Origin of the sequence: Idiomarina sp. UBA4520, from assembly GCF_002388365.1 — a bacterium.
Classification (GTDB): domain Bacteria; phylum Pseudomonadota; class Gammaproteobacteria; order Enterobacterales; family Alteromonadaceae; genus Idiomarina; species Idiomarina zobellii.
This window is the reverse complement of sequence record NZ_DGMK01000004.1, coordinates 1-15062: the sequence shown is the minus strand read 5'-3', so window position 1 is coordinate 15062 and position 15062 is coordinate 1. Positions and strand designations below refer to the sequence as shown.

11 protein-coding genes are annotated in these 15062 nt (G+C 50.6%); 9 read left to right on the top strand and 2 right to left on the bottom strand.

What is annotated here, in order from left to right; genetic code table 11:
• Positions 1-56 precede the first annotated feature (56 nt).
• The 3 genes from B3850_RS01450 (at position 57) to purL (ending at position 4691) form a co-directional block, all read left to right on the top strand.
• Positions 57-509, top strand: coding sequence for an RDD family protein (locus B3850_RS01450; protein ID WP_053954459.1), 453 nt, complete (start codon positions 57-59; stop codon positions 507-509).
• A gap of 70 nt (positions 510-579) precedes the next feature.
• A complete protein-coding gene (locus tag B3850_RS01445; RefSeq protein WP_157980629.1) occupies positions 580-717 on the top strand; it encodes a hypothetical protein in 138 nt (45 codons plus the stop codon).
• Between the two features lie 71 nt (positions 718-788).
• Entirely contained in the window at positions 789-4691 is a 3903-nt protein-coding gene (purL, locus tag B3850_RS01440) for a phosphoribosylformylglycinamidine synthase (protein WP_286911281.1), read from the top strand.
• A 15-nt stretch (positions 4692-4706) separates the two neighbouring features.
• Here the strand turns inward: purL and B3850_RS01435 are convergent, their stop codons facing one another.
• Complete coding sequence (locus tag B3850_RS01435; protein ID WP_058576029.1) at positions 4707-5573, bottom strand: LysR family transcriptional regulator; 867 nt, start codon at positions 5571-5573, stop codon at positions 4707-4709.
• Between the two features lie 121 nt (positions 5574-5694).
• Here B3850_RS01435 and B3850_RS01430 point away from each other — a divergent pair, with 121 nt between their 5' ends.
• The 3 genes from B3850_RS01430 to B3850_RS01420 are packed head-to-tail and all read left to right on the top strand — an operon-like array spanning position 5695 to position 9484.
• Positions 5695-7023, top strand: a complete 1329-nt coding sequence (locus B3850_RS01430; RefSeq protein ID WP_286911280.1) for an NADH-quinone oxidoreductase subunit L — start codon at positions 5695-5697, stop codon at positions 7021-7023.
• A complete protein-coding gene (locus tag B3850_RS01425; RefSeq protein ID WP_286911279.1) occupies positions 7020-9275 on the top strand; it encodes a putative inorganic carbon transporter subunit DabA in 2256 nt (751 codons plus the stop codon). The genes B3850_RS01430 and B3850_RS01425 overlap by 4 nt, the downstream gene beginning before the upstream one ends.
• The gene (locus tag B3850_RS01420; RefSeq protein WP_286873925.1) at positions 9257-9484 is read left to right on the top strand and encodes a hypothetical protein; all 228 of its coding nucleotides are present in this window, start codon (positions 9257-9259) and stop codon (positions 9482-9484) included. The genes B3850_RS01425 and B3850_RS01420 overlap by 19 nt, the downstream gene beginning before the upstream one ends.
• Here B3850_RS01420 and B3850_RS01415 read toward each other — a convergent pair.
• Positions 9481-10323 (bottom strand): LysR family transcriptional regulator, encoded by an 843-nt coding sequence (locus B3850_RS01415; RefSeq protein WP_058576032.1) that lies wholly within the window; start codon positions 10321-10323, stop codon positions 9481-9483. The genes B3850_RS01420 and B3850_RS01415 overlap by 4 nt on opposite strands.
• A 141-nt stretch (positions 10324-10464) precedes the next feature.
• Between B3850_RS01415 and gcvT the strand changes: the two genes are divergently transcribed.
• The 3 genes from gcvT to gcvP all read left to right on the top strand — a co-directional run bounded on the left by gcvT (position 10465) and on the right by gcvP (position 14967).
• Positions 10465-11544: a glycine cleavage system aminomethyltransferase GcvT gene (gene gcvT / locus B3850_RS01410; protein ID WP_286873922.1), complete on the top strand. Its 1080-nt coding sequence runs from the start codon at positions 10465-10467 to the stop codon at positions 11542-11544.
• A 45-nt stretch (positions 11545-11589) separates the two neighbouring features.
• Complete coding sequence (gene gcvH / locus B3850_RS01405) at positions 11590-11979, top strand: glycine cleavage system protein GcvH (RefSeq protein WP_058576034.1); 390 nt, start codon at positions 11590-11592, stop codon at positions 11977-11979.
• Between the two features lie 99 nt (positions 11980-12078).
• Positions 12079-14967 carry an aminomethyl-transferring glycine dehydrogenase gene (gene gcvP, locus B3850_RS01400; protein ID WP_286873917.1) on the top strand — a complete coding sequence of 963 codons (2889 nt, stop codon included), beginning with the start codon at positions 12079-12081 and terminating at the stop codon, positions 14965-14967.
• The last annotated feature ends 95 nt before the right edge of the window (positions 14968-15062 follow it).

Genomic DNA, 15062 nt, shown 5'->3' with positions numbered 1-15062 from the left:
GACTTGAACGTCAATTCAAGGCATCTTAACGCAAAATTAACAATATGGAGCAACAAATGGAATTTAATCACGGTGGTTTCTGGCTGCGCTTAGCGGCAGCTATTATAGACACGATTATCACACAGCTAGGTTTAACCATTATTGGCGTTATTATTGGTATTTTCGTGGGTATCTTTATGGGCGCAGCTGGCTCACCCATGGGCGATATTGAAATGATCGCTGGCGGCATCGGTTACGCTATCGGCATTATTGGCCAATGGCTGTACTTCACTATTTTCGAAATCTCCGGTTGGATGGCAACACCAGGCAAGAAAATTCTGGGCTTACAAGTCACCGACCTGAATGGCCAGCAAATTGGCTTCGGCCGCGCCAATGGTCGTTATTGGGGGAAAATTGTGTCAGCGCTTATTCTGATGATTGGTTTCATCATGATAGCTTTCACCGATAAAAAGCAAGGTTTACATGACATTATGGCGGGTACCTTAGTTATTAAGAAACCGTCTGCATAAAATTATTGCAAAAAACTGGGGCGGCAAGGTAAGCTGAAAAGGTCTTTCAACGCAATAAAGGCCTAAGTCTATGCGAGCCAACCGCCTCAGACGAGAAAACAACTCCCGCCGTCGCGCCGTTATCCGCAAGCGTCGCCAGCGCATCATTGAACGTCGTGAAAAATGGTTCCGTATTGTTCAAAAAGAAGGCCGACCTAAGGTCGAGTAACGAGGTGCAACCCCCGGTATTTTACTGTATAATCCGCCAGCAAAAATCGCCCAGCTTTGGAGACCTTGCTTGTGGAAATCTACCGCGGTGCACCAGCCTTATCAGCCTTTAAAACAACGAAGCAACTCGAGCAACTGAAACAGGCCGGTTTACCGGTTGAAGAGCTCTACGCCGAGTATCAACACTTCGTTGATTTGCACAACGACCTAACCGAAGAGCATCGCTCGGTCCTGGTGCAACTGCTTAAATACGGTCCGGAACTACCGGCGCATGAGCCAGAAGGCGCGCTCATTCTGGTTACTCCGCGTATAGGCACTATCTCCCCCTGGGCTTCCAAAGCCACCGACATTGCTCACAACTGCGGTTTAAAAAGCATCCACAGAGTCGAACGCGGCACAGCGTACTATCTAAAAGGCGATCTGTCTGCGACGCAGCTGAAACAAGCCGCGGCATTGTTACACGACCGCATGACTGAAAGCGTGCTGTACGACATGGATGACGCATCCCAGTTATTCCGCACGCAAGAACCGCAACCGCTGTCATCAGTGGATATTTTAGCGGGCGGTCGCGAAGCCTTAGCGCAAGCCAACATCAACTTAGGCCTGGCATTAGCCGACGACGAAATTGATTACCTTGTCGAGAATTTTGAAAAGCTTGAGCGTAACCCAAACGACATCGAGCTTTATATGTTTGCTCAGGCAAACTCAGAGCATTGCCGTCACAAAATTTTCAATGCCGACTGGACTATCGACGGTAAAGAACAGCCGAAATCGCTGTTCAAAATGATTAAAAACACCTTCGAAACGACACCGGACTACGTACTCTCAGCATACAAAGACAATGCTGCGGTTATGGAAGGTCACGAAGCCGGTCGTTTTTATCCGCAGCCGGATAGCATGAGTTATGGCTACAGCCACGAACCGGTGCACATTCTCATGAAAGTGGAAACGCACAACCACCCAACAGCTATTTCTCCTTACCCGGGTGCCGCAACAGGCTCTGGTGGTGAAATTCGTGACGAGGGCGCTACCGGCGTAGGCTCGAAACCTAAAGCAGGGCTTGTTGGTTTTAGTGTTTCTAACCTGAACATTCCTGGCTTTAAACAGCCGTGGGAAGAAAACTACGGTAAGCCGGCGCGTATTGTCTCTGCGTTAGATATCATGCTGGAAGGCCCGCTGGGCGGGGCTGCGTTTAACAATGAATTTGGTCGTCCGGCTCTGACAGGTTATTTCCGTACCTACGAACAAACCGTCGACAGCCATAATGGCCGGGAAATGCGCGGTTACCACAAGCCCATCATGATAGCCGGTGGTATGGGTAACATCCGTGAAGCGCACGTCCAAAAAGGCGACATTCCGGTAGGTGCTAAGTTAGTCGTGCTAGGCGGCCCGGCAATGAACATTGGCTTGGGCGGTGGCGCAGCTTCTTCAATGGCATCAGGTGAGTCGACCGAAGACTTAGACTTTGCTTCCGTTCAGCGTGAAAATCCGGAAATGGAACGCCGTTGCCAGGAGGTTATTGACCGATGCTGGCAGCTAGGCGCAGAAAACCCTATCGCGTTTATTCATGATGTGGGCGCTGGTGGTTTGTCGAACGCTATGCCTGAGCTGGTCAGCGACGGCGGTCGTGGCGGTAAGTTTGAGCTGCGTGATATTCCGAACGACGAGCCGGGTATGACGCCACTGGAAATTTGGTGTAACGAGTCACAAGAGCGTTACGTTATTGCCATTGCGCCGGAAAACCTTGCGCGTTTTGAAGCCATTTGTGAACGTGAACGCGCTGAATATGCGGTTATAGGCGAAGCCACCGAAGAGCTCACTGTGCTGCTCAATGACGCTAAGTTCTCAAATCAACCTATCGACCTGTCGCTGGATATTCTACTCGGCAAGCCGCCGAAAATGCATCGCGACGTCGAGACTAAACAAGCTAACGGTGTCGATTTACATTTGGAAGGTGTCGATATTAATGACGCTGCAGACCGCCTGCTGCGATTACCGACTATTGCTGAGAAAACCTTCTTAATTACCATTGGTGACCGCAGTGTTACTGGCTTGGTCGCTCGTGACCAAATGGTAGGCCCGTGGCAAATTCCGGTAGCGGACGTTGCGGTAACCGCAGCCAGTTATGACAGCTACCACGGTGAAGCCATGGCCATGGGCGAACGCACACCGCTGGCCTTATTGAACTTCGGCGCTTCAGCACGTATGGCGGTGGCTGAATCATTAACCAACATTGCTGCGGCTGACATCGGCGACTTGAAACGCATTAAGTTGTCGGCGAACTGGATGTCAGCAGCGGGTCACCCAGGTGAAGACGCCGGGTTATACGAAGCTGTAAAAGCGGTGGGTGAAGAGTTGTGTCCTGAACTGGGCATTACCATTCCGGTGGGTAAAGACTCAATGTCGATGAAAACCCAGTGGCAGGAAAACGGCGAAGACAAAGCCGTTACCGCACCGTTAAGCTTAATTATTACAGCCTTTGGCCGCGTCAATGATATTCGCGCAACATTAACGCCGCAGTTGCGCACCGACAAAGGTCAGTCGCATCTGGTGCTAATTGATTTAGGTCGTGGCAAGAACCGTCTGGGCGGCTCGGCATTGGCGCAAGTTTATCAGCAACTGGGTAAAGAGACGCCAGATCTCGACGACACTGATTTATTCAAAGCGTTTTTCAACACCACGCAGCAGTTGGTGACCGAAGGACGGTTATTGGCTTACCACGACCGTTCCGACGGCGGTTTGTTTGGCACTGTGGCTGAAATGGCATTTGCCGGTAATTGTGGTGTGAATGTCACTCTCGACGAGCTGAGCTCTGATGATTCAAGTACGGATAACCTGGCAGCACTCTTTAACGAAGAGCTGGGCGCGGTTATTCAAGTGAGCGACGAGCAGTATCAGAACGTTATGGATGCCTATACAGCAGCCGGTTTAGGCGACTGTGTAAAACGCATTGGTGAGCCAACCAATGAAGACGCTATTGTCTTTACCCGCGACGGTCAGAAAGTACTGGCACAAAGTCGCACGCACTGGCGCACGGTGTGGGCTGAGACTACGCATCAAATGCAGCGTCTGCGTGACAACCCTGTGTGTGCCGATGAAGAGTTCCGTCTGAAACAGCGTGCTGATAACCCCGGGTTACAGGCTGATGTAACCTTTGATCCTTCTGAAGACATTGCGGCGCCTTATATTGCCAAAGGTGTAGCGCCTAAAGTTGCGATTCTGCGAGAGCAGGGTGTGAACTCGCATTATGAAATGGCCGCTGCGTTTGACCGGGCCGGCTTCGAAGCCGTTGATGTTCACATGAGTGACATTTTGGCTGGTCGTGTGTCGTTAGAAGACATGCAGGCACTGGCAGCTTGCGGCGGCTTCTCATACGGTGACGTGTTAGGCGCCGGTGAGGGTTGGGCGAAGTCTATTCTGTTTAATGACCGTGCTCGCGAACAGTTTGAAGCCTTCTTTGGGCGTAACGACACGCTAGCGCTGGGCGTATGTAACGGCTGCCAAATGTTGTCGACGTTAAAGTCACTCATTCCGGGTACCGACCACTGGCCACGCTTTGTCACCAATCGCAGCGAACGTTTTGAAGCGCGCTTCAGCTTGGTGGAAGTACAAAAATCTGCGTCGGTGTTCCTTGGTGACATGGCCGGTTCTCGTATGCCAATTGCCGTGTCACACGGTGAAGGGCGCGCCGAGTTTGCTAATGCACAGCAACAAAGCCAGTTAGAGCAAAACGCTCAGGTTGCACTGCGTTACATCGACAACTGGGGCGAAGTTGCCGAGCAATATCCGGCAAACCCGAATGGGTCACCACAAGGTATCACCGCAGTCACCAGCGAAGACGGTCGCGTTACCGCCATGATGCCGCACCCTGAACGAGTCTTCCGCACCGTCGCCAACAGCTGGCACCCCGACGAGTGGGGCGAAGACAGCCCATGGATGCGCATGTTCCGCAACGCCCGCAAACACTTTGGGTAAGGAGTGCCCTTCGAATCACCCAAATCGCTGCAGCAGTTGAGCGACCATGGGGTGTTCGAAGGGGCGTTTGAGGGTAATAGCGTAGAAGTGCTCGAAGACGTTAGGTAACGTCAGGTAGCGCTTCAGCTGACCGCCAGTCAGCTCGTCGCGTACAACAACGTCTGGAATGACCGCCAAGGCGCCGGTGTCACGGGCAAGCAGACGCAGCATCGCCATATCATCAGCTTCCGCAAGCACTCGAGGCTGCCAATTGTACTCCGCACTGAGCATGTCAAATGCTGAGCGAAGTGGCATATTTTCAGGAGGAAGCACCCAATTTTGCCCCACCAAAGCCTCTGACGTTAGCCGTTCAATATCCCGGCCGACAGGACCAATAACCGACACCGGCTGCCGGGCTAATAACCGACTTTGCCAAAGTTGTTTGTCACTGCCCCGCACGTTCGTATTTGCTAACGCAATATCGATTTGATGATTCGCCAATTCATTAAACAACTGGTCGGGTGTCATCGAGTGCAATCGGTAATTTACCTTCTGCTGATGCACTAAATCATTAATAAAGGCTTCAACGAAGTTGCGCGACATCGTCGATGCATGACCAATACGAATGACCACATCATCACCGGTCTGACCATGCTTCAACTGCTTTATCAGACTTTCGCCTTCGTGAAAAATCCGACTGGCGTATTGGCGTGCAATATAACCGGCCTCAGTCAGCACTAGCTGGCGGCCCTGACGCTCAAACAAGGGGGTACCAAACCACTCTTCTAACTGCTTAATTTGCGCCGATAACGCCGACTGCGACACATGCAGCTTTTGCGCCGTTTGCGTCAAGTGACCGCTTTCCGCCACGTGCCAAAAATAAAACAAATGTTTGTAGTTCATATCGCAAACCATCATTCATAAAAACAGAACGAAATAATAATATATATCTATTTTACTTAACATCAATAAACCGTCGATAATTCGTTACAACATAAAACCCTCCAAACGAGGTACCAACGACGTGTTATTGACAGAATGGCTCACAGTTTCAGGCATACGCCCGGTGCTACTTGTACTGGTTGGTGTGTTAGCCCTAGTGGTCACCAACTATGCCAGAACCAACTTCAGACTCGATCCGCGCCGGCGTGCTTTTATCACCAAACTTATTGGCTGCTTGTCTGCTGTTCTTATCCTTATTGTTAGCAATAACATCATCGTCTTCTTCGCCGCCTGGATGGCAATCAGTCTCCAATTGCACAGCCTGCTGATGTTCTATCCAGAACGTGACCGCGCTGTGCTTGCCGCGCATAAAAAATTCATTTTGGCTCGCTGTTCGGAGTCCTTTCTCGGCACCGGGTTGTTACTTATGTACCTGCACACCGGCAGTTTGCAACTCGACACCATTTTACAAAGCGTCACCGCAACCAACGCAGCGCCCGAGCTGATTCAACACATTGCGGGGCTTTGTCTGGTCATGGCAGCACTTATAAAATGCGCCCAGCTGCCATTGCATGGTTGGCTCATTCAAGTGGTAGAAGCGCCGACACCGGTATCCGCGTTACTGCACGCCGGTATCATTAACCTTGGTGGTTTTTTGCTACTCACAACAACCCCCATTTGGAGCAATAGCGCCCCCGCAGTTTGGTTACTCTGCATAGTTTCTGCCGCATCCTGCTGTTTCGCGGCTCTTATTATGGCTACACGCATTAGCATCAAAGTCCGTTTAGCCTGGTCTACCTGCGCACAAATGGGACTCATGCTGCTGGAAATTGGTCTGGGCTATTATGACTTAGCATTACTGCATTTAATCGCACACTCGGTCTACAAAGCGCACGCATTTCTGTCTGTCAGCGAAGTGGCCATAATAAAACAGCCACAAGCTCGCTCATTATGGCGTGTCGGTATCATCTTTATCGCGTTTCAGGTCATAGTCGCAGCGGCGTGTTGGTGGTGGCTTAACGATCCAAAATGGCTGCCGTCAGCATTACTCGCCATGGCGCTTACCACAATATGGATGAACCTTTATCAACCGCTACTGCGACTCGGAGTGTCAGTGCTTACTATCGCGACATATCTTGTTCTTGGCGCGCTGGCGCAACAAATAATAGAGCCTCAACAGCTTACTAGCGTCTGGCTGGAGCCTTTTATTGCGCTACTTTTCAACGCATTTGCTTTTACCTATTGGCTGGTGCACCACACGCCGTCGCACAGCTTAAGTCAACGTTGGTTTATTACCCTGAACGCTGGTTTGTACTTGGACGAGTGGCTTACTCGCTTTGTGCTGTGGCTATGGCCAAGTCACCCCATTGAGTATTATCAGCGCCGCAGTAAAAAAGAGGGGCTATCATGATTTCAGTCAGCCGTTTTGTGTCCAGAGCTGAGCAAGTGAGCCAGTCTGTTGCTCCTCAGTGGCCGCTATCTCAATGGATAGCCGTGAACCCATTCTGGCAGTACCGCAATAAACCGGTAGAGGACGTTGCTGCGCACTGGCGATACAGCGCCGGCAGCCGCTTACTGATGAGCCCTGAATTTTATTGGCAAAAGTGGCAACAGAATGACATAGACAAACAGCACGTGACCGACAAAATGGTCGAGCAACTGCAACAGCGCGTTAGTATTATCACGCCCATCCCGCAGTGGCAGAACCTCAGTCGTCTAGTCGATAAATATCAACAGCGCAGCCGTAAAATGCGCTGGAACGAAGAGGTTGTTCTGCAAATTAGCCAGACTTGTGGCTTGTTTATGCAGTTCCCCAAGCGCTTTCAGGAAGAGGGCAGCGACAGCTCTTTATACAGTCACTGGCTGGCCATTTCGCGTGCTGACCGTGGTATCGAAACGCTGATGGACGAGGCTGACCTTAACGAGCTGTTTGCGGAACTTCCCGATGACCCTCACGAGCTAATTAAAGTATGTCAGGCGAGTTTTCTGACTGACGCATCCGATTATGCGTTGCAGTGTTATTGCCAGGCGCTTATCAGTGACTTGTGGGGTTGGGCGGCTGCACTTTCCTATCAGGACGCTCGTCAGGACAGCCAGTGGGTGTTTGATCTGCTGTGTATTCGTTTAGCCTGGGAGTATCTGCTGTGGCACTTGGCTGAGCGTACGAATACATCCGTGCATGAGCAGTTAAAAAGCAGCTTCAACGAACAGCTTGAGCATTGCTTAGGCTGGGTGGGATACGCTCAACAATACAACGAACTCCTTTGGAAGTGGCAGGGCGCATACGAACGCTCGCAGGTGACTCGTCTCAAATTTACCAGCGCAGAGGATGCTAAGCCGTCAAAAGCACCTGAAATTCAGGCGGTCTTTTGTATTGATGTGCGCTCAGAGCGTTACCGCCGAGCGCTGGAAAAAGCGGGGCAGGCGCTTAGCATAAACACTCAGACCAAAGGTTTTGCCGGATTTTTCGGTGTGCCACTGGCGTTAAAAACCAGAAGTGGCAGCACCCCGCATGTACCGGGATTGCTGCAGCCGTCTTATTACATACAAGCACCGGAACAAAAGCAAAGCGTGACGTCGCTGCTGGCAAATTTATTTAACACACCGGTGTCTATGTTTAGTGGGGTTGAAGCCCTGGGTTTAAGTAAACTCAAGTCTTTATTGACGGGTGTGCCCGGCAAGATAGCAACCGCCGATGCATATGCCAAAGCGACGGTGTGTAACGACGATGGAGAGGTGTCGACCGACGCATTAGTTGCTATTTGTGAACAAGCCTTAGCCGGTATGCAATTTCAGGCATTTGGTCAGCATGTCGTATTGGTTGGGCACGGTTCGCACCACAGCAATAACGCGCAGCGTGCCGGTCTTAACTGTGGTGCGTGCGGTGGCCAGACAGGCGCTTTGAGTGCTCGTGTGTTAACAGGTTTGCTCAATGACACCACTATTCGCGAGCATTTACGTGAGCGAGGCTTCGATATTCCAGCGAAAACGAGGTTCTATTCAGCCCTGCATGAAACGGTAACAGACCGCATTGTCTGGCTTTCCGATGCCGTGCCGGGAGAGGTAAAACGAACCTTTAATGCCGCCAGTGAGTCACTTGCAAATAACAGCAGCGAACCGTTTAAAGCCCGTAAAAAGCGCTCCAGTCACTGGGCTGAACTACGTCCGGAGTGGGGGCTTGCTGACAACAATATATTATTCTTCGGGCGCTCTGAACGTTTAGCATCCGCCGACACCTCAGGCAGCAACTTTTTGCATGATTACTACAGCAACAATGACCTGAACGGTGCTTTGTTGAGTCAATTATTTAGCGCACCGGGCCTGGTCGCTAACTGGATAAACTGGCAGTACTACTGCTCTGTCACTGACCCGAAACAGTTAGGCAGCGGCAACAAGCTACTGCATAACCGTGTGGCTAACGACATTGGCGTGTTTGAGGGTAACGGCGGCGACTTGCGGCAAGGCATAGCCTGGCAATCGGTGCACGACGGAAAAGACTTTGTGCACCGACCTATGCGCTTGCAAGTTATTGTTGAAGCTACCGAAGACATCATTCAAAAAGCACTGGCAGGCGCTAGTGACTTTAATCAACTGTTCCAGCACGACTGGATAAACCTGTACCGACTCGATGAACGAGGTGAGTTATGTCCAGTAACCAAGTGAATACCACCCAGGCAACCACCTGCTACACACTAAAAGAGTTGTATGACGTTGTGCGGTCAAGGCCATTCAACCAGCCCTTTGCTGTGCATTACCAGGACGGGCACACTGACACCGGCCTTAATTCCGAGGAAGAATTAAAAGCCAGCCTCCGCCGCCATGGCAACGCCTACTTAAAAGAACCTGTAGACGTGGTTGTTGAGCGCGGCTAAATTCTCGCTTTTAAGTAATCTGCCAGTTGCGAAGCGGCACTGGAAGCACCACCTGCCAGCCGCATAATGACATTAACAGAGCCCGGCGTTGGTAAACTTTGCCCGTTAGCGAGTGTGTCAATAATAGATACATTGTCAGGCACCGTGCTTTTCGCCAGCACAGTTAAGCCAAGCCCGCTGTTTAACGCCGCTGTCAGCCCGGAAAAGTCTGTGTTGGTGTAGGTAATTCGATAAGGCTGGCGTATGCGCTGTAAACTTTGCTCGGCACGACGCCGGTAAATACAGCCTTCCGGTGCGACAACCAACGGTAGACTGGTTTGCTCTATTAACGCCGAAGACCCTACCCAAACTAACTCTTCGCGCTGAATTAACACGTCGCTTTTATTGGTTTGCTCGCGCAGTGCCAGAATAATATCGAACTGTTGCCCCAGCCCTGACAGTAAGTCTTTACTTAGCGCAGAGGTTACTTGCAATGTGACCTGCGGGTACACCTGGGCAAACTGGCCCAGAACTTTGGGTAACAGGCTTGAGGCGAACTCGCTGGTAATACCCAACCGAACTTTCCCACTGACTTGTTGAGGTTCGAACTGTGCCCAGGCTTGATCATTCAACGCCAACATTCTCTGTGCGTAATCAAATAGCACATCGCCGTCGGGGGTTAGAGCAAAGCCATTGCCTTCTCGGGTTAAAAGCTCGACGCCGAGTTGCTGTTCGAGCTTTTTCAATTGCAGACTGATAGCAGGCTGGGAACGACCCATGCGCTCGCCGGCAAGAGTCATGCTGCCTAGCTCTATAACAGCACTGAAACTACGCAGGGCCTCTAAGGATAAATGTTTCATTGGCTCACTTTATAAACTCAGTATTCAATATTTAAAAAATTAATACCATTATAAGCATTATTGATTTTAAGTTTAAGTGAATCACGCCTATAATTTGCGCCCATAAACACGCACATAAAGTGAACAGATAAGGAACGCGTTATGGGTAGCAAAACGCCACTGTACGATGCACACGTAAAAGCCGGTGCCAAAATGGTCGACTTTCACGGCTGGGATATGCCGTTGAACTATGGCTCACAGATTGAAGAGCACCATGCTGTACGCCGAGACTGCGGTGTTTTCGATGTGTCGCACATGACCATCGTTGACGTTGAAGGCCCTCAGGCTCAGGCGTTTTTGCGCTACTTGCTGGCCAACGACGTGGCTAAACTAAAAACTGAAGGCAAGGCACAATACACCAGCATGCTGAACGAAAACGGCGGCGTTATTGATGACCTTATCGTGTACCACTTTTCAGAAACGTCTTATCGCGTGGTGGTGAACTCAGCCACTCGTGACCGTGACTTAGCATGGATTGAAAAAGTCGCTGCCGATTTTGATGTCACCACGAAAGAGCGTGACGATATGGGCATGCTTGCGCTGCAAGGTCCTAACGCGGCAGAGAAAATTCAGAAAGTACTTTCAAGCGAACAATACGCTGAAATTGACGGCATGAAGCCTTTTGTGGGTAAAGACGTTGGCGATTACTTCATTGCTACCACCGGTTACACCGGCGAAAAAGGCTACGAAATTGTCGTACCGGCAAGCCAATTGGAATCATTGTGGAACCAGTTGCTAGAAGCGGACGTTGCTCCTTGTGGACTGGGCGCACGTGATACTCTGCGCTTAGAAGCCGGCATGAACCTGTATGGTCAGGATATGGACGAGAATATCACACCGCTGGAAGCTAATATGGGCTGGAGCGTCGCATTCGAACCGGCAGACCGAGACTTTATTGGTCGCAAAGCATTAGAGCAGAAAAAAGCGGAAGGTCACGATAAGTTGGTAGGCTTAGTGATGGAAGAGAAGGGTGTACTTCGTCACGGTCAAAAAGTGACCGTTGAGGGTGGCGAAGGTATCATCACTTCTGGTACATTCTCGCCTACACTTGGTTTCTCGGTCGCAATGGCGCGTGTTCCTGCTTCAGTGGGTGATACCGCAGACGTTGAAATGCGTAAGAAACAAGTACCGGTGAAGGTCGTCAAACCGGGCTTCGTGCGAAACGGTCAATCTGTTTTATAATTCTGTTTCATCACAATAAACGATTTTGAACTACAGGAAGTCATTATGAGCAATATTCCAGCCGATCTGAAATACGCATCAACTCACGAGTGGGTGCGCGACGAAGGTGATGGCACCTTTACCGTTGGCATCTCTGAACACGCGCAAGAGCTGTTAGGAGACATGGTTTTCGTTGAGTTGCCAGACGTTGGTGACAAAGTTGAAACGGGCGACGACATTGCTGTTGCTGAATCTGTAAAAGCGGCATCAGACATTTACGCACCAATGACGGGCGAAATTGTTGCTATTAACGAAGACTTAGAAGACGCGCCTGAAACGGTCAACAACGACTCTTATGGCGACGGCTGGTTGTTCCGTATTAAAGCGGACGACAGCAGTGAACTGGAAAATTTATTGGACGCAAACGCTTACGAGGCTTCAATAGACGAAGACTAAGCCATTGGACTTTGTACCAATGACTAAGCGTCCTGAGCCCCGGAAATTAACCGGGGTTCGTTGTTTCTTACTATCGATAAATGTACGAGGCTGAGTTAAATGAGCAGTACTACCCTGACGCAATTAGAACACCACGATGAGTTCATCGGTCGCCACATTGGCCCAAGTGCTGAAGAGCAAAAAGCCATGTTGGCAGAACTGGGTGTGGATTCTTTAGAAGCTTTAACCAAAGACACGGTGCCTGGCGCAATATTGCGTGAACCGTTCTTGCAAGTTGGTGAGCCGCAAACGGAACGCGAGGCGTTAGCTCGCCTGAAAACCATTGCTCAGAAAAACGAAATTTTCACCTCGTACATTGGTATGGGTTATTACGACACCGTTGTACCGAACGTTATTTTACGTAACGTGTTGGAAAACCCAGGTTGGTATACCGCATATACCCCGTATCAGCCGGAAATTGCGCAGGGCCGTTTAGAAGCGTTGCTGAACTTCCAGCAAATGACCATGGACTTAACTGGCCTGGATTTAGCCAGTGCGTCTTTACTGGATGAAGCAACGGCTGCAGCGGAAGCTATGGCTATGGCCAAGCGCGTGTCGAAGAATAAAAAAGCCAATGCGTTCTTTATTGCGGACAATGTTTACCCGCAAACCATCGACGTAGTGAAAACCCGTGCCGAGTATTACGGCTTTGAAATCATCGTTGGTCCTGCACGCGAAGCGTCCGACCATGATGTATTTGGTGCATTACTGCAATACCCTGACAAACAAGGCCAGTTGCACAACATCGAACAATTGATTGGTGAGTTGCAGGAGAAAAAAGCCATTGTTGCCGTTGCTTCTGACTTAATGAGCTTGTTAATGCTTAAGTCGCCGGGCGAAATGGGCGCAGACATGGTGTTCGGTAACGCACAGCGTTTCGGCGTGCCGATGGGCTACGGTGGTCCTCATGCAGCGTTTTTTGCCACTCGCGACAAGTTTAAGCGTTCATTGCCTGGTCGTATTATTGGTGTTTCTAAAGACTCTCGCGGACGCCCTGCGTTGCGTATGGCTATGCAGACTCGAGAGCAGCACATACGCCGTGAAAAAGCCAATTCAAACATCTGTACCGCGCAAGTACTGCTGGCGAACATGGCGTCTTTTTATGCCGTGTATCACGGTCCACAAGGCTTGCGCCGTATTGCCAACCGCATTCACCGCCTGACTGACATTGTTGCCTTAGGTATGCAGGACAAAGGCGTGAAGCTGGTCAACAGCCATTGGTTTGACACCCTGACGTTCGAAATGAAAGACAATGCGACCGACGTGTTAGCGCGCTCTAAAGCTGCAGGTATTAACCTGCGCGTGGACGGCGAGGGCGTATTTGGCGTTAGCTTAGATGAAGCGAAAACGCGTGACGATGTTGAAACGCTGTTTAACGTGTTGTTTGGTGAGAATCATGGTCTGGACGTTGACGTACTGGACAGCCGTGTTGCCGGCGGAGATGTCGAGTCGATTCCTGCGGCGTTGGTACGTCAGTCAGACTACTTACAGCACCCGGTATTCAACGAGTATCACTCAGAAACCGAAATGCTGCGTTACATTAAAAAGCTGGAAAACAAAGACTTAGCGCTGAACCATTCCATGATTTCATTGGGCTCGTGCACCATGAAATTGAATGCGACCGCTGAAATGATTCCGGTGACCTGGCCTGAGTTTGGTCAGTTGCATCCGTTCTGCCCGGTAGAACAGGCACAAGGCTACCAAGAATTGGTCGGCACCTTGTCTGAGTGGCTATTGGATATTACCGGTTATGACGCCATGTCTATGCAACCGAACTCGGGTGCGCAAGGCGAATACGCAGGTTTGCTGGCTATTCAGAAGTACCATGAGAGTCGCAACGAAGGGCACCGCAATATCTGCTTAATTCCAAGCTCTGCGCACGGTACTAACCCGGCGTCAGCGCAAATGATCAACATGAAAGTTGTTGTTGTCGACTGCGACAAGAACGGCAACGTAGACATGGACGACTTAAAAGCCAAAGCAGAAGAAGCGGGCGATAACCTGTCGTGCATTATGGTGACTTACCCGTCTACCCACGGTGTGTACGAAGAAGGCATCAAGGAAATTTGCGACATTGTACACAGCTACGGTGGTCAGGTTTACATGGACGGTGCCAACATGAACGCACAGGTTGGCGTAACCTCACCGGGTTACATTGGCTCTGACGTATCGCACCTGAACCTGCACAAAACCTTCTGTATTCCGCACGGTGGCGGTGGCCCGGGTATGGGTCCTATTGGTGTGAAGCAGCACTTAGCTGAGTTTCTGCCGAACCACTCGGTGATTAATATCGAAGGCCCTAAAGCAGGTAATGGCGCGGTATCTGCTGCGCAGTTTGGCAGTGCCAGCATTCTGACCATTTCATGGATGTACATTGCCATGATGGGCGGACGCGGTTTACGTGAAGCGTCAGAAACCGCTATTTTGAACGCCAACTACGTTGCCGAGAAGCTGAGCAAGCACTTCAAAATTCTGTATCGTGGTCGCAACAACCGTGTCGCTCACGAGTGCATTATCGACTTGCGTCCAATGAAAGACGCCGCCGGCATTGCCGAAATTGATGTGGCTAAGCGCCTGCAAGACTATGGCTTCCACTCGCCAACCATGAGCTTCCCGGTAGCGGGTACCATTATGGTTGAGCCGACCGAGTCTGAGTCTAAAGCTGAGCTGGACCGCTTTATTGAAGCTTTGGTAAGCATTAAAGCCGAAGCCGAGAAAGTAGCCGCCGGTGAATGGCCAAAAGACAACAACCCGCTGGTTAATGCACCGCATACACTGGCCGACATTACCGATGCAGAATGGAACCGCCCATACGATAGAAAAACGGCAACCTACCCGGTTGAAGCCGTTGGCTACGACAAGTTCTGGCCAACCGTTAACCGCGTAGACGACGTTTTCGGTGACCGTAACCTGATGTGCTCATGCCCGAGCATTGAAGAGTATCGGTGAGTACAGGTAGCCTGACGTTCCACGTCAGGTGAGATGATTACTGATATGACTATGAAGCCCGCTTTTTAGCGGGCTTTTTTGTTTGCCCAGCGAAG